Genomic DNA, 24,184 nt, shown 5'->3' on the forward strand with positions numbered 1-24,184 from the left:
TTCCCCCATTTGTTTATTTAGAGCTTACGTATTTTACAAAGATGTCTAATGCAACTTCTTCTTGTACACCAGTCTCTTGGTCTTTTAGATTAATGACACCTCGAGATAATTCTTCTTCACCAAGAACCGCTACATATTTTGCTTTATAACGGTCCGCTGCTTTGAATTGCGCTTTTATTTTACGATCTTGGTAATCTTTTTCACAAACTAGACCAGCTTTACGCAATTGATATAAAATAGCAGCCGCTTCTTTTTTCACTTCTTCTCCAAGTCCAATTAGGAATACATCCATTTCTTGTTGAATTGGAAGTTCGATTCCTTCTGTCTCAAGAGCTAATATTAAACGTTCGATACTTAATGCGAAACCAATACCTGGAGTGTTAGGTCCGCCGATTTCTTCAACTAATCCGTTATATCGACCACCACCACTTAAAGTTGAAATTGTACCGAATCCTTTACCTTCTAACATAATTTCAAATACAGTGTGATTATAATAATCTAACCCACGTACTAAGTTTGCATCGATCTCAAACGGAATTTTCATAGCTGTTAAGTAAGATTGAACAGCTTTGAAATAGTTCATAGATTCTTCATTTAAATATTCTAATATCGATGGAGCTGTCTTCATTGAAGGGTGATCGTGATCCTTTTTACAATCTAAAACACGTAATGGATTAGTTTCTAAACGATTATTACAATCACTACATAGCTCATGTGCTACCGGTTTAAAATGATTCACAAGCGCTTCACGGTGTGCTTTACGGCTTTCTAAGTCACCTAAACTATTAAGAACTAACTTAACATTTTTCAATCCAAGACCACGATATAAATCCATTGATAAAGCTAATACCTCTGCATCGATAGATGGATCATTACTTCCTAAAGCTTCGATACCAAATTGTACGAACTGACGATAGCGACCAGCCTGTGGACGTTCATAACGGAACATAGGACCGATATAGTACAACTTAGTAGGTTGATTGCTATTTCCGTACATTTTATTTTCAACATAAGAACGAGCGATTGACGCTGTTCCTTCTGGACGTAATGTTAATTGACGATCTCCACGATCAGTAAATGTGTACATTTCTTTTTGAACAATATCCGTTGTATCTCCAACACCACGTTGGAATAATTCAGTATGTTCAAAGATTGGTGTACGAATTTCGTTATAGTTATATCGTTTGCATAAGTCACGTGCAAACTTTTCAATATACTGCCATTTTTCAATCGTACCAGGTAAAAGATCCTGAGTTCCTCTTGGGATATTAATCGACATTGTAAATCCTCCTAAATAATAAACCTTTATAAATACAAAAAACCCTCGTGCCTACTGAAATAAAAACAGTAGGGACGAGAGTTATAAGCCCGTGGTGCCACCCTAATTGAAGAACAATAAACTGTTCTCCCACTTTCATCGTTAACGCCGATTACGTTTATCCTTACTAGAAATCGTTCAGGATAAAGCCTCGGGAGTGTCTTTCAAATAGTCTACTTGTGGAAATGCTCTCAGCCACGGCATTTCCTCTCTCTACAAGAGATTCTATCCTACTTTTCTCCGTCTATGGAATGTTACTATGTATCAATATGTTATTTAATATCTTACGTTCGGATACAACAAATGTCAAGAACAGTTAAAAATTTTTTACGAACGCTCTAACTGTCTTTTCAAATCACGCACTTCTCTTAAAGTTAAACCAAACTCACTTGCCATCTCTAATGAATTAGATTCTTGTCCCCTATTTTGAAACTCATGAAAATCCATATTCAAGACACCTTTTCTACCTGATCCTAGACTATTACGATTATTTATTCTCATGCTGCAGTCTCCTTCCAAGTATGTTGTTATATAGGATGTCCAAATAATTAATGGATTAAACAATTAAAATACTGTTGTGAAACTTAAGTAAGTTTTTAGTTGAGATTCCAGATTTTTATTTGACTATTCACTTTTTTTATTTGCGATTCCAGGATTTATTAGTGATTCCTGGGTTTTAATTGCGATCCCACGTTTTATTTTGCCATTCCCAGCTATTATTTACTACATCTGACATTCTCATTTCAACTAAAAAAACCATGGTACATACCATGGTCTAATGAAATATTCTTAAACTAGATTGAATGCTTTCAACTGATCCGTCAATGAAATACATTAATCCGTAATAAACTAGGATGATTAAAATAACAAATAAAAGTGCTTTAAAGAAACTTTTGAGGATTGTAAACAAAATTACACCAGCGATAAGGATTAACACAATTGTAATTATGTCCATATAGTTGCCTCCTCTAAATTCTTTGTAAAAACCGTGTAATTAAGTATATTCGCTCTAAGAAGTTATTATTTTAATAATTAATTCTAGCAAAAAAAAAATGCCTCCTTTTGGAAAAGGAGGTTAAAGATTGGCTTATTTACTTTCAATCATAATTGTAATTGGTCCCCAGTTTGTAAAGGTTACATCCATATCTGCACCAAAAATGCCTGTTTGTACTTCGTATCCTTGTTCGCGTAAATATGAATTAAAATATTCGTATAATTCATTTGCGATATCTGGTTTAGCTGCATCTGTGAAGCTTGGACGTCTACCTTTTCTCGTATCGCCATATAAGGTGAATTGAGAAACGGATAGAATCTGGCCACCAACATCATTTAATGATAAATTCATTTTTCCGAGTTCATCTTCAAAAATTCTTAGGTTAACTGCTTTGTCAGCACAATATTTCACATCTTCTATCGTGTCTTCATGCGTTATTCCGACTAGTAATAATAACCCTTTAGGTATTTGACCTACTACTTGTCCGTCCACTACGACTTTTGCTTCTTTTGTGCGCTGTAATAATACTTTCATAAGTGGCACCTCCTTTTAGTGGAAAATACGTCTCACAGAGTAAATGTCTGGAATTTGTTTAACCTTATCCACTACTTTTTGCAGGTGGTTTATATTACGAATAGATAAACTCATTGTAATAGTTGCCATTTTATTTCGATCATTTTTTCCTGTTACTGAAGAGATATTAGTTTTTGTTTCATTTACTACTGAAAGAACTTCATTTAAAAGACCACGACGATCGTAACCAAAAATTTCTATATCGACGTTATAATCACGTTCAAATGTAGGGCTTTCTTCCCAATCAACTTCAATAAAACGATCTTCTTCACTATCATTTAACATGTTTACACAATCGCTTCTATGAACTGAGATTCCTCTACCTTTTGTGATATATCCAACAATATCATCACCAGGAACAGGATTACAGCATTTTGATAAACGGATTAATAAATTATCTACACCTTTTACAGAAATACCAGCATCTTTACGACGAGATGGAGCTTTTTTAAGATCCGAAGAAAGTTCTTTTAATCGGTCTTCTAGTTCAATTTCAGTACGTTTACGGAATTTATCTGTTAAACGGTGAGCAATCTGTGTTGCAGTAATTCCATTGTATCCAACGGCTGCATACATATCTTCTGCATTAGAGAAATTAAATTTCTCTGCGACACGTTTTAAATTTTCAGACGTTAATACTTCTTTTAAATCACATTCTAGAGCTTTAATTTCTTTTTCAACTAATTCCTTGCCCTTTTCAACATTCTCTTCTCTTCTTTGCTTTTTAAAATATTGACGTATTTTATTTTTAGCATGTGAAGACTGAGCGACCTTCAACCAGTCTTGGCTAGGACCATACGAATGCTTCGATGTCATAATCTCAACGATATCACCGGTTTTAAGTTTGTAATCAAGGGGTACCATTTTTCCATTTACTTTTGAACCAATTGTTTTATTTCCGATTTCAGAGTGAATTCGGTAAGCAAAATCGATTGGAACAGATCCTAGTGGTAATTCAAAAACATCACCTTTTGGAGTAAATACAAAAACCATATCAGAGAATAAGTCCATTTTTACTGATTCCATGAACTCTTCTGCATTTGTAGAATTATCTTGCCATTCGATAATTTCACGGAACCAACTTAATTTATTTTCTAACGTTTTTTGTGAAGGAAGATTTGCATTATCTTCTTTATATGCCCAGTGTGCTGCAACACCATATTCAGCAATTTGGTGCATTTCTTGTGTACGAATTTGTACTTCTAATGGCTCACCTTTTGGACCGATTACGGTCGTATGAAGTGATTGATATAGATTTGCCTTAGGCATTGCAATATAATCTTTAAAACGGCCTGGCATTGGTTTCCAGCATGTATGAATAACGCCTAAAACAGCGTAGCAATCTTTAATACTATTAACAATCACACGTACGGCTAATAAGTCATAGATCTCGTTAAATTGTTTATTCTGCTTAGCCATTTTATGATAAATGCTATAAATATGCTTAGGTCGTCCAGAAATTTCTGTTTTTATTTCCACATCTTCAAGTTGAGATGAGATTTCGTTTATAACCTCTTCTAAATATTGCTCGCGCTCTGCTCTTTTTCGCTTCATTAAGTTAACGATTCGATAGTATTGTTGTGGATTTAAATAGCGTAATGCCGTATCTTCAAGCTCCCACTTTACTTTACTAATCCCTAGTCGATGAGCTAGCGGTGCAAATATTTCTAACGTTTCATTCGCAATTCGCATACGTTTTTCTTGAGGTAAGTGTTTTAACGTTCTCATATTGTGAAGGCGATCGGCTAATTTAATTAATATTACTCTCAAGTCCTGTGCCATCGCTACAAACATTTTGCGATGATTTTCAGCTTGCTGTTCTTCCTTCGATTTAAACTTGATTTTACCTAACTTTGTTACACCATCTACAAGCATAGATACTTCTTTGCCAAATTGGTTCTCTAAGTCCTCTTTAGATACTTCAGTATCCTCTACTACATCATGAAGAAACCCAGCACTAATGGTTGTAGCATCCATCTCCAAGCCAACAAGGATACCTGCTACTTGAACCGGGTGTATAATATATGGTTCACCTGACTTACGAAATTGCTCACTATGTGCGTCACGAGCATATTCATAAGCACGTTTAATAAACGCCACATCATCTTCTTTTAAATAATGGGTCGCTTGCTCTAAAACCTGTTCTGCTGTCAAAACTTGCTCAGTAGCCATCTAATCACCTTAAATCATTATTTCTTCTATTATCATGAAAATTTCGTTTTTTGTAAAGCAGGAGTCGTCAAATTTCATTTTTTTTTGCAGATCTTTGATAGAAAAAGAGCACTCTGATTAATCAGAGTACCCTATTTGGATAACAATATCATATGTTAAAAATTAATATGTCATTAGTGTAAATATATCATAGCCTTCTAATTTTTTACGACCTTCTAAGTAAGAAAGCTCAATTAAGAAAGCAATTCCTACTACAATTCCACCTAATTCTTCAACTAGTTTGATTGTAGCTTCAATCGTACCACCAGTAGCTAATAAATCATCAGTGATCAGAATACGTTGACCTGGTTTAATAGCATCTTTATGCATTGTTAACGTATTTGTACCATATTCTAAATCGTAATTGTAGCTAATAACTTCACGAGGTAATTTACCTGGTTTACGAACAGGTGCAAAACCAATTTCTAAAGCATAAGAAATTGGACAACCAACGATAAATCCACGAGCTTCTGGTCCAACTACTAAATCAACATCTTTTTCTTTCGCATAAGCTACGATTTGATCAGTTGCTTCTTTATAAGCTTTTCCATCATTCATTAATGATGAAATATCTTTAAACTGTACGCCTTCTTTTGGCCAGTCCGGTACGATCGTTATATAATCTTTTAAATTCATTAAATAAGTGCCTCCCCATTTTCGGAAAAATGACTTTTCATATTTTGAAAAAATGTAGTTAATTCATCACATTTTGAGTACAGAAACAAACGTTCTAGTTCAATACTAGCTAATTTTTTTGCATACGTATTAGATAAAGAGAGATCTTTCTTCTCAGTTTGTGGCAACAAACGAATTTTTCCATCCTCTATTGTAACAAATTCTAAATCAAAAAACACCTTTGTCATAAAATCGACTTGTTCTTTTTTCCATCCCATCTTACGACATAATGCCACTTCATACATGTTCATGTCAAATGGATTGGTATTTGCTAAGATTGAATAGAATTTTTTAAAACTTTCTCTACTCGGAATTGGTGAGAAGAAATGTAATTCTTCTTGATTAAAAATTAAGTAGATCCGTTCTGATAACCCTTTTCGAAAAACCTCTTTCAAATCATTTTCAGAACTAGGTAAATCAAGTAGGATCACATAATTATTTTGTATATTAATATCTAAGTTTAGTACATCTTCATATGCAACAAACGTAGAAATAGGATATTTAGTCTTTAAATTTTCATATTCATTTGATGATTGATGTAAAAATATGAATTTTTCTTCAGTATTAGGTAAAGTTAATCGATGTGGCTCTTGACCTCTTAAGTCAAATAACTGCCAATGATTTACTTTAATATCATGAATCATTAACTGTGGCTTTCGTTTACCATTCCATTCGTTAATAGAAGCCATTCCTAAGCAGGAAATTTTTGACCCACTTGCAATTTCATTAGCAACATGTCCAAATCCAAACCCTACAGCATCAAGGAATGTAACGTCATCTTTTAGTTGTACTTTAAGATGTGCACCTTCATTACCGATTTGTTTAATATTTAGAGCATCAACCTCGTTTATTTCTAAAACAGGTTTTGGATTATGCATACCAAAAGGAGCCAGCATATTTAATTCATTAATAAATGAGATTGAAACTTCACTAGCCTGACATTTTAAATCCACTTCTTTTAATGGGATAAAATCTTCATCTGTCATAATTAGATCTGCATATTCATTTAATCGTTGTCTTAATAGCTCGACATCTTCAATAGCCAATGTCATACCAGCAGCAAGTGTATGACCTCCAAAATGAGGTAAAATATCTTTACATTTTGTTAAGTTTTCAAATAGAGAAAAACCTTCAATACTCCTTGCAGAACCTTTTGCTATTCCTTTTTCATGATCAATACTTAGAACAATTACTGGTTTGTAAAAGCGATCAACTAATTTCGAAGCAACGATTCCAACTACCCCTGCATTCCAACCTTCTTTTGCGACAATAATTACTTTATTTGAACAAGATGAATCAAGTTCGTTAACTTGCTTAATTGCCTCTTCTGTCATACGTGAAACTAATTCTTGTCGTTCCTTATTTAGAATTTCAATTTGCTCTGCTCTTTTTTTAGCAAGTGCTCGATCATTTTCTAAAACTAAGTCTACTGCAGGCTTAGCATCACCGAGTCTACCAACTGCGTTAATTCTAGGACCAATTGCAAATCCAATTGTTTCTTCCGTAATTGAATCTGTTGTAGTTCCACTAATCTCTAAAAGAGCTCTTAGTCCTTCACGTTGAGTTTGCTTCAGTTGCCTTACACCTTTTTTTACGATTAAACGATTTTCATCAACTAAAGGTACTAAATCAGCAACCGTCCCAATCGAAACTAGTTCCAAATATTCCTCTGGCTCCCTACCTAATAATGCGGAAGCGAATTTAAACACAACTCCTACACCTGCTAATTCTTTAAAAGGATAGCTAGGACTTAGCTTTGGATGAATAATTGCAATAGCATTTGGTAATTCCTCTGGTGGTTCATGATGATCCGTAATAATTACGTCCATACCTAGTTCATTTGCAAAATTAACTTCCTCAGCTGCTGAAATACCTGTATCTACAGTAATGATTAATGAATAACCTTGTTCGTTCGCCCATTTAAATGCATTCTTATTTGGACCATACCCTTCAGTAAAACGATTAGGTATATAAAAATCTACTTTTGCTTCTAGTTCGATTAATGTTAAATACAATACTGAAGTACTGCTAACTCCATCTGCATCATAATCGCCAAAAATTAATATTTTTTCATTTTCTTCAATCGCTTGAAATACTCTGTCAATTGCAATATCCATACCCTCTAATAAAAACGGGTCATGAAAGCTCATTTGATCTTCATATAAAAACTTACTTGCTGCATCTACTGTATTAAATCCACGAGTAACAAGTAGTTTAGCTAATAGAGGGGAAATCTGTAATTCTTTACTTAATAATTGCTCTTCTTGGTGATTCGATAATTTCGGTTTCCAACGTGCTTTTGACTTTAACAATACTCTCACCCCTAACTGTACTATTATACTAAAGTAAACTTATTGGATGAAAGAGTTATTTTTATCATTATATGGATTAATATGGACAAAAACATTTTCCACATCTTTTTGTTCCATCAACTTTGCTTTAACATTTTTACCAATCTTATGTCCTTCTTCAACCGTTATATATGGATCTACTGAGACTTTTATATCGATTATGACGTAATAGCCATGTTCCCTTGCATAGAGAGAATTTATCTCTTTAACACCTTCTACGTTTTTAACGATTTCTTTATATGGTTCAATATCTTCTTCATGAAGGACATGATCCATTGTTGTATGTATTGATTCTGCTCCTATATCCCAAGCCATTTTTAAAATCATAATTGCTACAATAAGCCCAGCCGCAGGGTCTGCATATAAAAGTACTGGCATATTAAATTTAGTACCTAAAATTGCAATACCAATACCAACCATAGCTGCAGCAGATGAGTATACATCAGAGCGATGTTCATATGCATTAGCGATGATTGCGTCACTATTTAACCTTTTCCCTAAAGCATATTTATAGCGAAACATCCATTCTTTTAAAAATATAGATATAAAAGCTGCTAATAAAGCGATTAACTCTGGTGGATGAACTGGTTTAAAAAACGCGGTTATAGAGGATTTAGTTATTTCAATTCCAACGATAAATAAAAGTACGGCAACAATAATTGCAGCGATTGATTCAGCTTTACCATGTCCATAAGGATGATCCTCGTCTGGAGGCATTTTCGCAGCTCTTAAACCAAATAAAACCGCTATCGAACCGACCACATCTGACGCAGAATGTACTGCATCGGCCATTAACGCTTTACTATTTCCAATATATCCGATAACTGCTTTAACAATTGCTAGAAGTAAATTTCCATATATTCCGATATAAGCCCCTTTCCTGGCTTCCTTATAACGCTCTTCCTGTTCCATATACTTTACCTACTTCCCTTTTTCTAACTCTAAAAAACACACTTATCATTATTAACACATTATATTAGTATCTTCAAATCATAATGAATTTAATACAAAAAAGAGTATAAGCAATAGCCTATACTCTTTTTTGTTTATTTAGCTTCTTCAACATCAATTACTTGGTTTTTATCAAGTTGGCGACCTTTAATAAATAACCAAATTTGTGAAGCGATAAAGATTGAAGAATATGTTCCAACAACTAAACCGATTAATAATGCAAGTGAGAAGTTAAGAATCGCATGACTTCCGAATAAAAGCAATGCAAGTACTGCTAATAGTACAGTAAGAACTGTTTTAACAGATCGGCCTAAAGTTTGACGAATTGATTCATTTAAAACTTGTTTCAATTCTTCTCTAGAACGAATTTTCTTCTTAAGCTTCATATTTTCACGAACTCGGTCAAATGTAACGATCGAGTCATTAATCGAATAACCAACAATCGTTAGTACCGCTGCGATGAAAGTGATATCTACTTCTAATCTAAAAACACTAAATACTACAACAATGAAGAATGCATCATGTAGTAGGGCAATTACTGAAGCAATCGCATATGAGAATTGGAAACGTAATGTTACGTAAAGAATAATACCTGCTGATGCGATAATTAGTGCTTTAATAGCATTAGCTGCTAATTCTCTACCAACAACTGGATCAACAGTACTTACGTTTGGTTCTACCCCAAATTTAGCTGTAAAATCCTTTTTCAAATCATTAATCTGATCTTTTGTTAATACACCTTTAAATACGATTGAACCTGTTTTTGCATCATTTGTAGAAACAGTAATACTTTCAGGCTTCAAGTTCATTTTTGAAATTTCATCATTAACAACTTGTTTTGTAACAGCTGATTTTGATTCAAATGTTACACGTGTACCACTTGCAAAATCAATTCCTAAATTTAATCGGAAAATAGAAAGTAGAATAACCCCAACTACTAATGTAACAATTGAAAAATAAACAAATTTTCGACCAACGCTTACAAAATCGACTTTATCATATTTTGTAGGAGGGTGTGCTAAGTTATGATTTAAACCAAGAATTTCACTTTGTTTAATACCAAACCATGTCTTCTTATTATTTAAGTAACGACTTTGAACTAATAATGAAAGTAATAAACGAGTACCGAATACTGCAGTTAAAAAGCTTACTAAAATACTAACAATTAAACTTGTTGCAAATCCTTTTACTGAGCTTGTACCGAATGAGAACAATACTACAGCAGCAAGTAAAGTTGTAATATTTGCATCAAAAATCGTTCCAAATGAACGCTGATTACCTGCACGGTACGCAGATGCAACTGATTTTCCTAATTTAAGCTCGTCCTTCAATCTCTCAAAAGTAATAATATTGTTATCAACCGCAATACCAACACCAAGTATTAATGCCGCAATACCTGGAAGTGTTAATACAGCATTCATGCCGTCAAATACAAGTAATGTTACATAAGTATAAGCCATTAACATGATGCTTGCGATTAAACCTGGTAAGCGATAGAAATAAAGCATAAATAAGAAAATAACTGATACACCAATAATTCCAGCAAAAATTGTTTCATGTAAAGCATCTGTACCAAATTTTGCACCGATTGATGTTGAATACATTTCTTCAAGGTGTACTGGAAGAGCCCCTGCATTTAATAAATCTGAAAGTTCTTTTGCACTTTCAACTGTGAAAGTAGAACCAACAATTGAAAGTGAATCGTCGGTAAATACTTGATTTACACTAGCTGCAGATAAGAATTTAGGCTTTGCTTTTGCAGATTCCTTTTTGAAAGAGTCTTCTCCTTCTTTGAAATCTAACCAAATAACCATCATATTATTTGGAGCACCCATTTTTAACACTTTACTTGTAACATCTTTAACCTTAGAAGCATCCTTAAATGTGATTGATACACTAGGTTTACCCATTTGGTCAAATGTTTGCTTTGAAGCGCCTTCTTTTAAATCCGCTCCAGTCATTAGAACCTTATCATTTACGTCACGAATTGTTAAGTTCGCTTCCGTAGAAAGAATATCACGTGCTTTAGCTTGATCTTTTACACCAGCTAATTGTACACGAATACGATCTTTCCCTTCGATTTGAATGTTTGGTTCACTTACTCCTAATACGTTTACACGTTTTTCAAGAGCTTTTGCTGTACTTACTAAAACATTTTTGTTAATTTTATCGCCTTTCTTAATCGGCTTAACTTTGTAAAGCACCTCAAACCCGCCCTGTAAATCCAGACCAAGTTTAATATTTTTCGCGGTACCAAATACAGTTGTGCCAATTACTGCTGCTAACACAGCAATAATTAAGAAGAAGGCAACAATCCTGTTACGCTTCACCATGTTGTGAATTTCCTCCTCTAACTAGTTCAAGTTCTAGTACGAAAATGGTATGTTTTCATTCTTATATTATACAAATGCAATTTTTTTATTGTCAATTAATGGTTAAACTGACTCACCAAACTGCCAAGTAGGTGATTTAAATGCTTCGATTCGAATATAATTCATATAATCGTTTACAGTTAATGAGAGTATGTCTTCTACCAGTTGAAAAAGCTTTGGTTCATCCTCTTTCTTTCGCCATATAGTTCTTTCGAGGCATTCCCATAAGTCATCCTCACTGACAGTATCGAATCCAAGCATTCTAAATTCATCCAGTTTACTTTCAATTACTACCTGTAGCTGTGGTTTAAATTCTGCAGCTTGTTGATGAAAAGTCGACATACTCTTCCCTCCTAATTTTCTGTATTTTTAGAAAAATGATTTTAGACCTTCACATTCATTTCCTAGATGTTGAACTAACTTGTCATGCTTGCCTACATTTCTAGCATATATATAATTGTAAATCATTCTAGGCTGTTTGAGAAGGTGGTAAAAGTAATGACAAAGCAAACGTTTTTAAGAGGAACGTTTTTTTTACTTATTGCAGGGCTCATCACAAGAATATTAGGATTTTTTAATCGTATTGTTGTAGCAAGAATTATGGGTGAAGAAGGCGTAGGATTATTTATGATGGCAGTACCAACACTATTTTTGGTCATGACACTAACACAGCTCGGCCTACCAATTGCCATCTCAAAATTAATTGCAGAAGCAGTTGCTCAAAATAGACAAGATCGGATAAAAAAGATTTTAGCTGTTTCAATGTCAATAACTGGCATTTTAAGTATTATTTTTACTACTGCAATGATCTTTTTATCCCCTTTCATCGCTAAAAACTTATTAACGGATGCAAGGACTATGTACCCATTAATTGCCATCGCTCCGGTTGTTCCAATTATCGCAATCTCATCAGTTTTACGCGGATATTTTCAAGGCGTACAGAATATGCGCCCTTCTTCCTTTTCCCAAGTTATTGAACAAGTTGTTCGTATTGTACTAGTTGCAGTTTGTACTAAAACTTTTTTACCATATGGAGTTGAATTTGCCGCTAGTGGCGCCATTATCTCTTCAGTATTAGGAGAATTAGCTTCTTTAATTTATATGCTTTATGTTTTTAAGAAAGAAAAAAATGCAAAGTTCATTTCTGGATTTAAGAACAATATTAAAGATGGAAGAAAAACGCTTAGCGATCTATTAAGTATTGCATTACCAACAACTGGAAGTCGTTTAATTGGTTCAATATCAATGTTTTTAGAACCAATCGTTGTCTCACAAAGTTTAGCGATTGCAGGGGTAACTGCAGCTGTTGCAACAAAACAATATGGATTACTTGCAGGATACGCTTTACCACTTTTACTTTTACCAGCGTTTATTACTTATGCACTATCTACTGCACTTGTGCCAGCGATTAGTGAAGCAATGGCCAAAAAAGATCGTGTAACTGTTGAAAGAAGATTGCAACAAGCACTACGTTACTCAATGATTGCTGGTGGTTGGTCTGTTGTCATTTTATACGTCTTTGCTTCACCGATTTTAACACTAATGTACAAAAGTGACCAAGCTACGAATTTTATATTACTTTTAGCACCATGCTTTATATTTTACTATTTCCAAGGACCACTACAAGCTGTATTGCAGGCACTTAATCTTGCAAATTCAGCTATGATAAATAGCTTTGTCGGTTCAGTCGTTAAAATCGCTAGTATTTTATTACTAGCTACAAATCCAAAGTTCGGTATTAACGGTGTTGCCTTAGCTATGAATATTAGCATTGTAACAATAACAGTTCTTCACTATTTCACTGTATTAAAGGCCATCAACTTTTCAATTTTTGTTAAGGATTATGTTTATTGTCTAATCATTTTAGGAATTTGTATTTATGTCGGAAAATTCATCAAAGAATATGTAGTTTTTTCACCTTCATTATTAGTACAAACCTTAGTGAGTATTTCTGTTGTTACATTAATGTATATCTTATTAATTTTATTATTTAACCTAGTTAAGAAAGATGAGATCATCCGAATCCCATTTTTTAAAAAGCTAATTACAAGATAATTGACAATAGAATAGATCATAACAAAACCACAAAGTAATAATACACTTTGTGGTTTCACTCTGTTGAAAAACACTTTTGTAAACTAGTTATCAAATTTTCGTAAAGGAGTTGATTGATGTTGATTTCCACTACANNCAGGATGCTCGCTTTCCATGGGGCGAGACCTGAGCCTCCTCGGCAAGCCTGCGGGGTCTCAGCCTTCCCGCTAATCCCATAGGAGTCGAGCATCCTTCCGTTCCAATCAACTTTTTCATCAAAAAAAGTTTACACTAAAAAACCTAATTTAATATCCATTACTAAGGGTAGCGTTATTCAGTTTGTAGGTCAATTAAGATCGAACACCAACGTATTATAATAATCATTTGAAATTGTTTTTCTATGAGTTAGCTCTTATTTATTTTTAACTAATCAATAATAATCAATTCCTAGAGTTCGTTGATATATATAACTGCACAAACATATTAACATTTAAAATCATTAATTTCTCACCAAAATTGATAATTTAATCATTAAAATGTTCACTTAATGTACGTCTTGTTACTGACCGTTTTATATTTCAAAACTCTGAAACCACAAAATAATTAAATGTGCTTTGTGGTTTATTAATTTTCTTTTATGTATATGTTGGTTAATTTCCACTGCAGATACAACCCTAGATCCTTCATTATTCGTCTTTTTTATCAAAAAATATTTCTCCGCCTCGTAAGCTGCAATAAGATACTTGTTTAAAATCATCATAGCCATGTTTTTTTAACTGCTCTAATAACCATTGTTTATCTTTATAATACTGATTTAAATTATCTTCTTGAACGACACCGTCTAATATTAATGGAAATGTGAGTGAACTATAGTTTATATCACCGTTTATTTCTTTTTTAAATATTGATAATTTTCCTGTAGGCTCTAGTAATGCATAATCAACATCCCTAACATCCCCAATATCCTTCTCTCTTAGTTGTAGTAATAGATCATCAAATGTGTATCTCTGTTTTTTCATCTCTTTCTCTAGTACTTTTCCCTTACTAATAATTAATACTGGATGTCCATCTAATATTTTTCTAAACATAACACTTTTTAATGAGATAAGAGAAAAAATTATTTGTATAACCACAATTAAAAACATTGGATAAATCACTTTTATAATCGGTTCATTGTGGGTTTCAATTCCGATAGCTGCTATTTCAGTTAACAAAATATATACTACCAAATCTAACAAACTTAACTCCCCAATTTCTCTTTTACCCATTAATCGAAAGAAAAGTGCAATGATTAAATAGATTGAAATCGTCCGAATCGTCATAGAACCTAATTCCATTTTTCTTACCCTCACATCCAAAACTTGTTGATTTTAAAAAACATGTTCTTTAGCTAGCACTTAATACCTGTAAATATGAGTTAAAATACAACTAATTTTCCATAAAGAAAATAATAGTAGAATTTTATTTATAATTTTACTATTTGTAATTGCCCTATAAGTATTCTAAAAATTCATCTCATGAATATGCTTGTATTAAAAGAGTGTACAAGGGGGAATATGAATGAAAAAAACAGCTGTAGCTGTCTCTTTTGGCTTTTTAACTATTCTATTATTAGTATTGTCAATTAGTTTGATTTTATCATTATTACTTAAACTAACTTCACTTACAGAAGCAAGTGTCACAACAACAACTCTTATCCTATCATTTATCGTTATGTTAATTGGTGGTTTTGTTACAGGAGCGAAAGGGAAAGAAAAGGGTTGGATTCTTGGATTACTAACGAGTGGGGCGTATTCTATTTTTGTATTTTTTGTACAGTTTCTTGGCTATGACCGAACTTTTTCACAGGAACAAATAATGTATCATGGGATCTTCTTAGGTGTTTGTATGTTAGGGTCAATTTTTGGAGTGAATGCAGCAAGTAATAAATCTTATAATAAATAATCAGTCTCAGACTGCCCGAAAACGCTCGCTTTCTTCGTTTCTTCGCCTGCCTGCGCGGTGCTCATTACCTTCTAAGGTAACTCCGCTCCTCATCAGGCTTCGCGCCTCGAAAGACAAACGCTTGCAATCAGTCTAATCTCAACTTTTTTGGGTTTTGTCTAGAACACTAATTTAAATTTCTTACAAAATAAACAAAACGCTAGTTTCCGAAATGGAACTAGCGTTTCTTACGATACAATTAATTAAAATTAAGCTTGTGTTCTTGTTTCACGAATTGCGCTTTTTTCAAATACCATACGTGATCCATCAGTAGTTTTTAAAGTAATTGTATTATTTTCTTCGTTAACAGCATCAACTAAACCGTGTAATCCACCGATTGTTACAACCATATCGCCTTTGCTAATTCCAGCTTGCATATTAGCTGTTTGCTTTTGACGCTTTTGTTGTGGACGGATTAGTAAGAAGTAGAAAACTATGAACATTAATATTAGAGGTAAAATCCCCATTAAACCATTACCCATCTTAATCTTCCTTTCAATATGTAAATTTTAGAAGTTCCTAGCGTTCGGCTTATTAAAACCGTATTGTTCAAAAAACTCTTCTCGGAAATCACCTAAACGGTCTTCGCGGATTGCTTGGCGAACTTGTTCCATTAATTGTAACAGAAAATGTAAGTTATGGTAAGTAGTCAAACGCATTCCAAACGTCTCTTCGCATCGGATTAAATGACGGATATATGCTCGTGTGTAGTTTTTACATGCATAACAATCACAATTAGGATCAAGTGGAGAATAGTCCTCTGCATATTTTGCATTCTTAATTACTAATCGACCTTCACTCGTCATACATGTACCATTTCGAGCAATACGCGTAGGAAGTACGCAGTCAAACATATCCACTCCACGAATTGCACCATCAATTAATGAGTCAGGAGAACCTACCCCCATTAAATACCTTGGTTTATCCGTTGGTAGTAAAGGAGTCGTAAATTCTAAAACTCTATTCATTACATCCTTTGGTTCACCAACTGATAATCCACCAATTGCATAGCCTGGGAAATCTAAAGAAACTAAGTCTCTTGCGGATTGTTTACGAAGTTCTTCGTATTCTCCACCTTGTACAATACCAAATAATCCTTGATCCTCTGGTCTTTGGTGAGAATTTAAACAACGCTCTGCCCATCTGCTAGTTCTTTCAACTGAACGTTTCATGTAATCATACTCAGCAGGGTATGGTGGACACTCATCAAACGCCATCATGATATCAGAACCTAATGCATTTTGAATTTCCATCGCCTTTTCAGGTGAAAGGAATAATTTATCGCCATTTAAGTGATTTCTGAAATGTACGCCTTCTTCTTCTATTTTTCGGAATTGACTTAAGCTAAATACTTGGAATCCACCTGAATCTGTTAAGATTGCTCGATCCCAGTTCATAAATTTATGTAAGCCACCAGCTTTTTTAATAATCTCATGTCCTGGTCTTAACCATAAATGGTAAGTATTACTTAAAATAATACCTGATCCCATTGCTTTTAAATCTTCAGGAGACATTGTTTTAACAGTGGCTAAAGTTCCAACAGGCATAAATGCTGGAGTTTCAAATGAACCATGTGGAGTATGGACAATTCCTAATCTCGCACCTGTTTGCTTACAAGTTTTAATATGTTCATAACGAATTGCTGTCATTTTTCGATTCCTTTCAATTCTTAAAGTATTAACATTGCATCGCCAAAGCTAAAAAAGCGATATTTTTGATCTACTGCTTCTTTATAAGCAGATAAAACTGGTTCTCTTCCAGCTAAAGCACTAATTAGCATAATTAGAGTTGATTTTGGTAAATGGAAGTTCGTAATCATCCCGTCAATTCCCATAAATTTATATCCTGGGAAAATGAAGATAGACGTCCAACCACTAGACCCTTCAAACTTACCGTTATTTGCCGTAGCAATCGTTTCAACTGTTCGTGTAGAAGTTGTTCCAACAGTAATGACTCTACCACCGTTTGCTTTCGTTTCATTTAACAGTTTAGCCGTTTCATCAGACATATAGTAGTATTCTGAATGCATATCATGTTCTTCAATGGACTCTACATTTACCGGTCTAAATGTACCTAACCCTACATGCAATGTAATAAATGCTAACTTTACACCTTTTTCTTGAACTTTAGCTAAGAGTTCTTTTGTAAAATGTAAACCTGCCGTAGGTGCCGCCGCTGAACCAATTTCTTTTGCGAATACAGTCTGATAACGATCTTTATCTTCTAATTTTTCTTTAATATATGGAGGAAGCGGCATTTCACCTAGTTGGTCTAAGATCTCATAAAAAATTCCATCGTATTGGAATTTTAATTTTCTTCCACCTTGATCACTTGAACCTACACATTCTGCCTTTAATCTGCCATCTCCAAATAAAATGATTGTACCTTCTTTTACTCTTTTAGCAGGCTTAACTAATGTTTCCCATACATCCTGCTCTTCTTGTTGAAGTAATAATACTTCAATTTGAGCACCTGTATCTTCTTTCACACCAAATAATCTAGCAGGCATGACTTTTGTTTCATTTAAAACTAAACAGTCGCCCTCTTGTAAATAATCTAACACATCTGGAAACTGTTTATGCTCTACATTGCCAGAGTCTTTATGTAATACCATAAGTCTCGATGCTTCACGGTCCAACAAAGGAGTCTGAGCAATCAATTCTTCAGGTAAATCAAAATCAAATAAATTTACATCCATTTTTATACACCTCATAAATTTCAGGAGTAAGGACAAAGGGAGGCTATCCACAATTCCCTTTTCCAAACTCTATTTATTCCTACTCATTTATTTTCTCCCAAATAGTGAAAAAATAAGTGAAAGTAAAATACTTATGATAATACATGTTACAATCGGAAAGTAAAATGATACATTTCCTTTTTTTATAAAAATATCGCCCGGAAGTTTCCCTACAAATCGAATAAACAATCCAACAACTAATAAGATAATTCCTAACGTAATTAAAATTTTTGACAAATCAATCATTGCTCCGGCACCTGCAACCCAAAATGTTTGTATGTTAAATCAGTAACAATTCGTCCCCTAGGAGTCCGCTGAAGAAATCCAATTTGAAGTAAATATGGCTCATATACATCTTCAATCGTTTGTGACTCTTCACCGATCGAAGCTGCAATCGTATCAACCCCAACAGGACCGCCTTTAAATCGCTCAATAATAGCTAGTAACAATTTATGATCGATATGGTCTAGACCTGCTTCATCTACCTGCATTTGAATTAAAGAGTCTTTTGCTATTTCAAAGGTAATAATTCCACTCCCTTGAACTTGAGCAAAATCTCTAACCCTTCGTAATAAACGGTTTGCAATTCGGGGTGTACCTCGAGACCTTCTAGCTACCTCTAAAGCAGCGTCATTTTCAATTTCCATTCCAAATAACTCTGCTGTTCTTTTAACGATCAATGCTAGCTGTTCAACTGTATAAAATTCTAACCGATTTAATACTCCAAAACGATCTCTAAGTGGTGAAGAAAGTAGACCTGCTCTAGTTGTTGCACCTATTAATGTAAATGGTGGCAAATCAATTCTTACCGACCTTGCAGTTGCATCCTTGCCAATTACGATATCAAAGAAAAAGTCTTCCATTGCTGGGTAAAGTACTTCTTCCACTGTTCGAGGCAGTCGGTGAATTTCATCAATAAATAATACATCACCTGGTTGAAGTGAAGTCAAAATAGCTGCTAGATCTCCAGGACGTTCAATCGCTGGTCCTGAAGTCGTTTTGAATCCAACACCTAGTTCATTGGCAATAATCGCTGCTAAAGTGGTTTTACCTAATCCAGGAGGACCGTATAATAGAACATGATCTAAAGACTCATTTCGCATTTTTGCCGCTTCAATAAAAACTTGCAAATTCTTTTTAACTTTATCTTGCCCTATATATTCCCTTAATGATTGAGGCCTTAGTGAAAGCTCTTGATCAAATTCCTCGCCACTGCTTTCACTTGATAAAATTCGATCATCCATTTTCATCACCTCTTAGCTTGCAATAGTAATTGAAGTGCTTTTTTAATATATTCATCAGTTGAAAGTTTTTCATTCTTTAATAACGGTACGATCTTTTTAACTTCTTTTTCCGCATAGCCTAATGCTTTTAAAGCTTCAATTGCATCATCTAATGAAGATGCTGCACTTTCTTTCTCTTCTATAGCATCTAGGTCAGTAAATAAATCAACTTGTACTGCTCCAAAGACTTTTTCAAGTTTTCCTTTTAAATCAAGGATCATTTGTCTTGCTGTCTTTTTACCAACACCAGGAAATTTTGTTAAAAATACCTCGTCCTCTTCTTCTATCGCATGAACAATTTGATTTGGATCTCCAGTCGCAACAATTGCCAAGGCACCTTTAGGACCGATTCCTGATACACTTAACAATTTTTGAAATAAAGTACGTTCATCTAATGTTTTAAAACCATATAACATCATAACATCTTCTCGTACATAATGATGAGTATAAACTTTTAAGATTTCATTTGAAGGTCTAAAAACATATGGATTAGGTGTAAATAATTGATAGCCCATTCCATTATGATCAATTACAATATATTCTGGTCCAACCCATTCTATCTTTCCAATTATGTATTCGTACATGGTTTTCTCCCCTTTTTACATGTATTCCATTGTACCATAGATAGAAGAAGGAAAAAAATAGTCGGCTGTCGAAAATAAAAATTTTATACATATGATTTAACTAAAAAGTTCATATAAAAATGACTAAAAAATATGGCAAAAATTTAAAAGCTCGATACTTAACCATAGGGAGGCCATTCGATTTGAACATGTTTCCAATTCTAACTACAGAGAGACTTTATTTAAGAGAAATTAAAGTCACTGATCTTAATCGGATGTTCAATATTTTATCAAGAGAAGATGTCACCAAATATTATGGACTAGATGCACTAAAAAATAGTAGTGAAGTATTAGACGTAATTCATTATTTTAGAGAAATGTATGAAACACGAATTGGCATCCGTTGGGGGTTGATTGATAATGAAACAAACAAATTAATCGGAACATGTGGATTTAATGCCCTCCAAGAACGAAACAAAAGGGCAGAAGTTGGCTATGAGCTACACCCAGACTATTGGAGAAAAGGTTTTGCGACAGAAGCTTTAAAAGCATTATTATCATATGGATTTGATGTTCTCCAACTAAATCGAATTGGTGCAATCGTTTATCCAGAAAATCTCCCTTCCCAAAAACTCCTTGAAAAAATAGGATTTACGAATGAGGGTCTACTACGCGAGTATTTAATACAAGGAAGTACCGCGCATGATACTTATGTTTATTCAATTTTGCGAAGTGAATGGGAAAGGGATCAGGAAAAGGTCAGGAAAAGGAAGTTCGAGATAGAAAAAATGACTTGAACCATAAAAATACAAAAAATCCACAAGGAAAATAAATCACCTTTGTGGATTATTTTTTATATTTAGTTAGTCGTTACGGTTTGACCAGAGTCGAATTCCGAAGTTCAATTTACGATTCTTTCATACTCTTTTAAGTAATGTAATAGATATTCGTAATGATTTTTGGTCGAAATTTTAATCCCTTTCTCAAGCTGCTTTTGTTTGTTAACTTCTAATTTATTCGTATCTATTTGAAAAAAAGATTCAATAATATTATTACCACTTGGCACTCCAATATATAAGTTCAAAACTCCATTTGAATTTATTCCTAAATAACCTTTCGACTTTAAAGTAGGTGAAAGATCATTTATTTTTTTCATTAATACGATTTGATCATCATTTTCTTCTATGACTTTCCAACCCTTAAACTCTTTTTTCACTTGCCCAAGAGTTTTGTGTTGATTAATATAAATTTCCTCAATCACTTCACCGTTTATATATACTTTATGTAAAATGATTGTAATCCCCTTTTTGTTGGAACTATGATGAATATCATTATGAGCTGCCAATGTTTCAGTTTGTGCCGGTATTAATAAAGCTAGTAAACAAACAAATAGTAAAATGAACTTTTTCACAAACATCCACTCCTTTAGACAAATTCATACAAGCTTTTTTAGTTTGACCATTCCTTTTATCTTTATCCAAGATGTTTAAAATTTTTTAAATGGCCATTAATCTTTTAAACAAAAAAACGAAAGAATTGTCTTTAGGAAAGGGGGTTGAAAGCTAATGATCATCATCTTTTTTACATTTTAATTTTATCTTTAATGATTAGATGTATTTTCAAATAGAGATATATAAAAATTAGGTGCCACTTCAATTTCCTTATGAAATTTAAAACCAGAAGTTTTATATAAGTTAATGGCCGGTAGGTTATCTGATCCTGTTGAAACAATTACCTTTTTCTTTTTGGCAATTTCATTTAAAAAATAATGAACTAATTTTCTTGCTATCCCCCGCTTAAAGCAAATAGGATGTACTACCAATCTACATATTTGATATTCGTTATTTCCCTCTGAATAGGCTAAAAATCCTTTTAAATCATTATCAATCACATAACCGATAAAGATTTCTTTGGAATCTCTAATACTTTCAACATTGTCCTTTAATTGTGGTATTCCTTCAAAATTGATTAACTTTGCCTCTACCTTATATGCAGGTAACTGTACATTTAAAATTGAATTTGCCATTTTTCTGTCTTTATTGTCTAATTTAACAATCAAAATTTTCTCCTCCTAATCCCCTAACCCTTAATCATGCCCTTTTGATAAACCATTTAGGATATAAAAGTTAAATAACTCAGTAATTTTTTTAGGACTTAGTGCTTCGTGCTCTTTCTCCCAATCGATTTTAAGTGTGGTATAAAGTCGAAACATTACCAAAGCGGTTATTTCGGGATCACATTCAACAATTTCTTTCTTTGCAATTGCCTCTTCAATTTTTTTCTGTATGTAGAGAATGATTGAATGATTCAATCGTTTTAAAGCATCATGTACGATAGTTGTTCCAATTTCTTTTTGTTCCTGAAGTAACTTTATTGTTAATTCATGTTCATTATGAAAGGCAATAAAAACTTCAATTCCTTTATGTGCTTTTTCGATGAATGAATCTTCATCACGAATGGATTGTTCAGCTAAAAATTTCATTTCATTAATCAAATTATTGATGATTTCATCAAACAACTCTTCTTTATTTTTGAAGAAAGTATAGATCGTTCCCTTTCCAACATTTGCCTGTTTTGCGATTTGACTCATTGTAGTTGCTTTATAGCCAAAGATGGTAAATGACTTTGTGGCAGCTTGTAAAATATTTTGCTTTTTCAAAAAACTCACCTCAAATTCTCTTTTTAACCAATTGACCACTTCGAACTTTTGGTCAATATAAAAATCACTTTACCATATTGTTTAACCCTCATCAAACGAATTATTTAACTATTCTAAGAACTTAGTAACTAAACTTGGTAAAATCCAACCCCAAAAACCTGAACACTTAAAAAAAGGAAGAAGCAAGGGCTTCTTCCTTTTCAATGTAAAAAATTGATTTTTATCGGTTTGGATTAGTTGCATCCTTAACATCATTTTTTACATTACGATACATATGTTTAACATTTTCTTTTGTATCGTATAATACATTTTTAGTGGCATTAGGAACATTATTTGTAATGTTATTTAAATTATTTCTTATTGTACCATCGAATGTTACATATACTTTTTTACCACTCGTGTATGGTGATAAAGCGTCTTTGATTTTAGATCTAAATGCGCTTTCATCAACATTTTTATTTACTAAATCTACTGCAACTAGAACTTGATCACCAACAGCTACCGTGTTTGCTTTGGCAACATTTGACATTTGTTCTACTCGTTTAGAAATTTGGTCAGCAAACTTTCGTTCACCAGCATTCATATTAGTATTTGTACTAATATTTGTATATGGTACAAGAGGAGCTGTGTTTAAATCGTTATTATAACGAACTTGATCCATCGTGTAGTTTCTATTCATATTGTTGACATTTCTTCCATATGTTCCATCATGGATTACGCCATCATTAGAATACTCACTACTTAAACCTTCATTTATACGATCATTTCCGTAGTGATTATTTTTCTTTGTGAAATAATCTTGGTTATTAGGATAGTTTACGTTTTCATAACGATCATTAACAGCATAAGGGTTTGTCGGTCTATTGAAGTTTACTTTTTCATAACCAACATTTCTTTTATGGTCATTCATAGCATTATTGTTTGTTCCACAAGCAGATAATGTTAAAGCTGTTAGCACCGTACCTGTAGCAACGATAAGACCTTTTTTATTCAATATAAAACCCTCCCTTTAATTATAGCCAATTGTAATACTAAAGTTGTATTACAAAGTTAGGTTGACCTTTTTAGGTGGATTTTAAATTGTTAATTGATGGTTGGAAACTCATTTTAAGTAAAAAAGTAGCCTTTAAAGGCTGTTTCATGTCAATTTAATTTCTACACCAATTAATTCCTGTATTGAAATAGAAAATAAAAAAAAGACGATTAAAAATTAATCGCCTTTTTAAATAAAATTCTTTATTGTTCATCTTCCTCGAAATATGGCACTCCGTATGAAGACTGATTTTGTGCATAAGGAGTAAATAATTGCGAATTTGGATCAAAATAAGGTTCTGATGCATCACGATACATTGGAGTCGGTCCAGTAGCATACGGTGTAGCAACTGGTCCGCCTTGGAACTTTGGATAGTCCATAGCTGGCAATGTTTGTGGGAAATTTTCATTTGGTCCCATATACGCTGGCAATGTTTGTGGGAAGTTT

25 protein-coding genes and 1 other annotated feature are annotated in these 24,184 nt (G+C 33.4%); of the genes, 3 read left to right on the plus strand and 22 right to left on the minus strand.

Annotated elements, in window-relative coordinates; genetic code table 11:
* Positions 1-13 precede the first annotated feature (13 nt).
* The 10 genes from hisS to COJ46_RS20140 all read right to left on the minus strand — a co-directional run bounded on the left by hisS (position 14) and on the right by COJ46_RS20140 (position 11,787).
* On the minus strand, positions 14-1,279 hold the full coding sequence (gene hisS, locus COJ46_RS20095; RefSeq protein WP_097978436.1) for a histidine--tRNA ligase: 1,266 nt from the start codon (positions 1,277-1,279) through the stop codon (positions 14-16).
* A 67-nt stretch (positions 1,280-1,346) separates the two neighbouring features.
* Positions 1,347-1,574: a binding site (T-box leader), on the minus strand.
* A gap of 71 nt (positions 1,575-1,645) precedes the next feature.
* Positions 1,646-1,819, minus strand: a complete 174-nt coding sequence (locus COJ46_RS24640; RefSeq protein WP_088013656.1) for a hypothetical protein — start codon at positions 1,817-1,819, stop codon at positions 1,646-1,648.
* 274 nt (positions 1,820-2,093) lie between these two features.
* Entirely contained in the window at positions 2,094-2,273 is a 180-nt protein-coding gene (locus COJ46_RS20105) for a hypothetical protein (RefSeq protein WP_097978435.1), read from the minus strand.
* Between the two features lie 132 nt (positions 2,274-2,405).
* Positions 2,406-2,846 carry a D-aminoacyl-tRNA deacylase gene (gene dtd / locus COJ46_RS20110; protein WP_097978434.1) on the minus strand — a complete coding sequence of 147 codons (441 nt, stop codon included), beginning with the start codon at positions 2,844-2,846 and terminating at the stop codon, positions 2,406-2,408.
* 15 nt (positions 2,847-2,861) lie between these two features.
* Complete coding sequence (locus COJ46_RS20115) at positions 2,862-5,057, minus strand: RelA/SpoT family protein (protein WP_097978433.1); 2,196 nt, start codon at positions 5,055-5,057, stop codon at positions 2,862-2,864.
* Positions 5,058-5,219: 162 nt separating this feature from the next.
* Positions 5,220-5,732: an adenine phosphoribosyltransferase gene (locus tag COJ46_RS20120; protein ID WP_069035154.1), complete on the minus strand. Its 513-nt coding sequence runs from the start codon at positions 5,730-5,732 to the stop codon at positions 5,220-5,222.
* A complete protein-coding gene (gene recJ / locus COJ46_RS20125) occupies positions 5,732-8,083 on the minus strand; it encodes a single-stranded-DNA-specific exonuclease RecJ (RefSeq protein ID WP_097978432.1) in 2,352 nt (783 codons plus the stop codon). The genes COJ46_RS20120 and recJ overlap by 1 nt, the downstream gene beginning before the upstream one ends.
* 39 nt (positions 8,084-8,122) lie before the next feature.
* Positions 8,123-9,034, minus strand: a complete 912-nt coding sequence (locus COJ46_RS20130; RefSeq protein WP_097978431.1) for a cation diffusion facilitator family transporter — start codon at positions 9,032-9,034, stop codon at positions 8,123-8,125.
* 134 nt (positions 9,035-9,168) lie between these two features.
* Positions 9,169-11,406 carry a protein translocase subunit SecDF gene (secDF, locus tag COJ46_RS20135; protein WP_097978430.1) on the minus strand — a complete coding sequence of 746 codons (2,238 nt, stop codon included), beginning with the start codon at positions 11,404-11,406 and terminating at the stop codon, positions 9,169-9,171.
* Between the two features lie 102 nt (positions 11,407-11,508).
* Entirely contained in the window at positions 11,509-11,787 is a 279-nt protein-coding gene (locus COJ46_RS20140) for a post-transcriptional regulator (protein WP_097978429.1), read from the minus strand.
* Positions 11,788-11,943: 156 nt separating this feature from the next.
* Here COJ46_RS20140 and spoVB point away from each other — a divergent pair, with 156 nt between their 5' ends.
* Positions 11,944-13,500, plus strand: a complete 1,557-nt coding sequence (gene spoVB / locus COJ46_RS20145) for a stage V sporulation protein B (RefSeq protein ID WP_097978428.1) — start codon at positions 11,944-11,946, stop codon at positions 13,498-13,500.
* 665 nt (positions 13,501-14,165) lie between these two features.
* On the opposite strand, the gene COJ46_RS20150 is transcribed toward spoVB, so the two are convergent.
* On the minus strand, positions 14,166-14,816 hold the full coding sequence (locus COJ46_RS20150; RefSeq protein ID WP_097978897.1) for a DUF421 domain-containing protein: 651 nt from the start codon (positions 14,814-14,816) through the stop codon (positions 14,166-14,168).
* 223 nt (positions 14,817-15,039) lie between these two features.
* On the opposite strand from COJ46_RS20150, the gene COJ46_RS20155 reads away from it, so the two are divergent.
* Positions 15,040-15,423 carry a TIGR04086 family membrane protein gene (locus COJ46_RS20155; protein ID WP_069035161.1) on the plus strand — a complete coding sequence of 128 codons (384 nt, stop codon included), beginning with the start codon at positions 15,040-15,042 and terminating at the stop codon, positions 15,421-15,423.
* 248 nt (positions 15,424-15,671) lie between these two features.
* On the opposite strand, the gene yajC is transcribed toward COJ46_RS20155, so the two are convergent.
* The 6 genes from yajC to ruvA all read right to left on the minus strand — a co-directional run bounded on the left by yajC (position 15,672) and on the right by ruvA (position 20,066).
* Positions 15,672-15,944: a preprotein translocase subunit YajC gene (gene yajC / locus COJ46_RS20160; protein WP_286133679.1), complete on the minus strand. Its 273-nt coding sequence runs from the start codon at positions 15,942-15,944 to the stop codon at positions 15,672-15,674.
* Between the two features lie 27 nt (positions 15,945-15,971).
* Positions 15,972-17,111, minus strand: a complete 1,140-nt coding sequence (gene tgt / locus COJ46_RS20165) for a tRNA guanosine(34) transglycosylase Tgt (RefSeq protein ID WP_097978898.1) — start codon at positions 17,109-17,111, stop codon at positions 15,972-15,974.
* A 20-nt stretch (positions 17,112-17,131) separates the two neighbouring features.
* Complete coding sequence (gene queA / locus COJ46_RS20170) at positions 17,132-18,160, minus strand: tRNA preQ1(34) S-adenosylmethionine ribosyltransferase-isomerase QueA (RefSeq protein ID WP_097978899.1); 1,029 nt, start codon at positions 18,158-18,160, stop codon at positions 17,132-17,134.
* Positions 18,161-18,247: 87 nt separating this feature from the next.
* The gene (locus tag COJ46_RS20175; protein WP_056472616.1) at positions 18,248-18,445 is read right to left on the minus strand and encodes a DUF2905 domain-containing protein; all 198 of its coding nucleotides are present in this window, start codon (positions 18,443-18,445) and stop codon (positions 18,248-18,250) included.
* Positions 18,442-19,443, minus strand: coding sequence for a Holliday junction branch migration DNA helicase RuvB (ruvB, locus tag COJ46_RS20180; protein WP_069035164.1), 1,002 nt, complete (start codon positions 19,441-19,443; stop codon positions 18,442-18,444). The genes COJ46_RS20175 and ruvB overlap by 4 nt, the downstream gene beginning before the upstream one ends.
* A 5-nt stretch (positions 19,444-19,448) precedes the next feature.
* The gene (gene ruvA / locus COJ46_RS20185) at positions 19,449-20,066 is read right to left on the minus strand and encodes a Holliday junction branch migration protein RuvA (RefSeq protein WP_097978900.1); all 618 of its coding nucleotides are present in this window, start codon (positions 20,064-20,066) and stop codon (positions 19,449-19,451) included.
* Positions 20,067-20,254: 188 nt separating this feature from the next.
* Here ruvA and COJ46_RS20190 point away from each other — a divergent pair, with 188 nt between their 5' ends.
* Positions 20,255-20,842 (plus strand): GNAT family N-acetyltransferase, encoded by a 588-nt coding sequence (locus COJ46_RS20190; RefSeq protein ID WP_097978922.1) that lies wholly within the window; start codon positions 20,255-20,257, stop codon positions 20,840-20,842.
* Positions 20,843-20,946: 104 nt separating this feature from the next.
* Here COJ46_RS20190 and COJ46_RS20195 read toward each other — a convergent pair whose 3' ends face one another.
* From COJ46_RS20195 to COJ46_RS24645, 5 genes are all read right to left on the minus strand, one after another.
* Complete coding sequence (locus tag COJ46_RS20195; RefSeq protein WP_176522670.1) at positions 20,947-21,456, minus strand: BofC C-terminal domain-containing protein; 510 nt, start codon at positions 21,454-21,456, stop codon at positions 20,947-20,949.
* 189 nt (positions 21,457-21,645) lie between these two features.
* Positions 21,646-22,104, minus strand: coding sequence for a GNAT family N-acetyltransferase (locus COJ46_RS20200; RefSeq protein WP_286133680.1), 459 nt, complete (start codon positions 22,102-22,104; stop codon positions 21,646-21,648).
* A 27-nt stretch (positions 22,105-22,131) separates the two neighbouring features.
* On the minus strand, positions 22,132-22,713 hold the full coding sequence (locus COJ46_RS20205; RefSeq protein WP_097978902.1) for a TetR/AcrR family transcriptional regulator: 582 nt from the start codon (positions 22,711-22,713) through the stop codon (positions 22,132-22,134).
* Between the two features lie 211 nt (positions 22,714-22,924).
* A complete protein-coding gene (locus COJ46_RS20210; protein WP_097978903.1) occupies positions 22,925-23,698 on the minus strand; it encodes a YhcN/YlaJ family sporulation lipoprotein in 774 nt (257 codons plus the stop codon).
* 242 nt (positions 23,699-23,940) lie between these two features.
* On the minus strand, positions 23,941-24,184 hold a 244-nt coding region (locus tag COJ46_RS24645), incomplete at its 5' end, for a hypothetical protein (protein ID WP_176527961.1).

It is taken from the genome of Bacillus sp. AFS077874 (assembly GCF_002566505.1).
In the GTDB taxonomy this organism is placed as follows: domain Bacteria; phylum Bacillota; class Bacilli; order Bacillales; family Bacillaceae_G; genus Gottfriedia.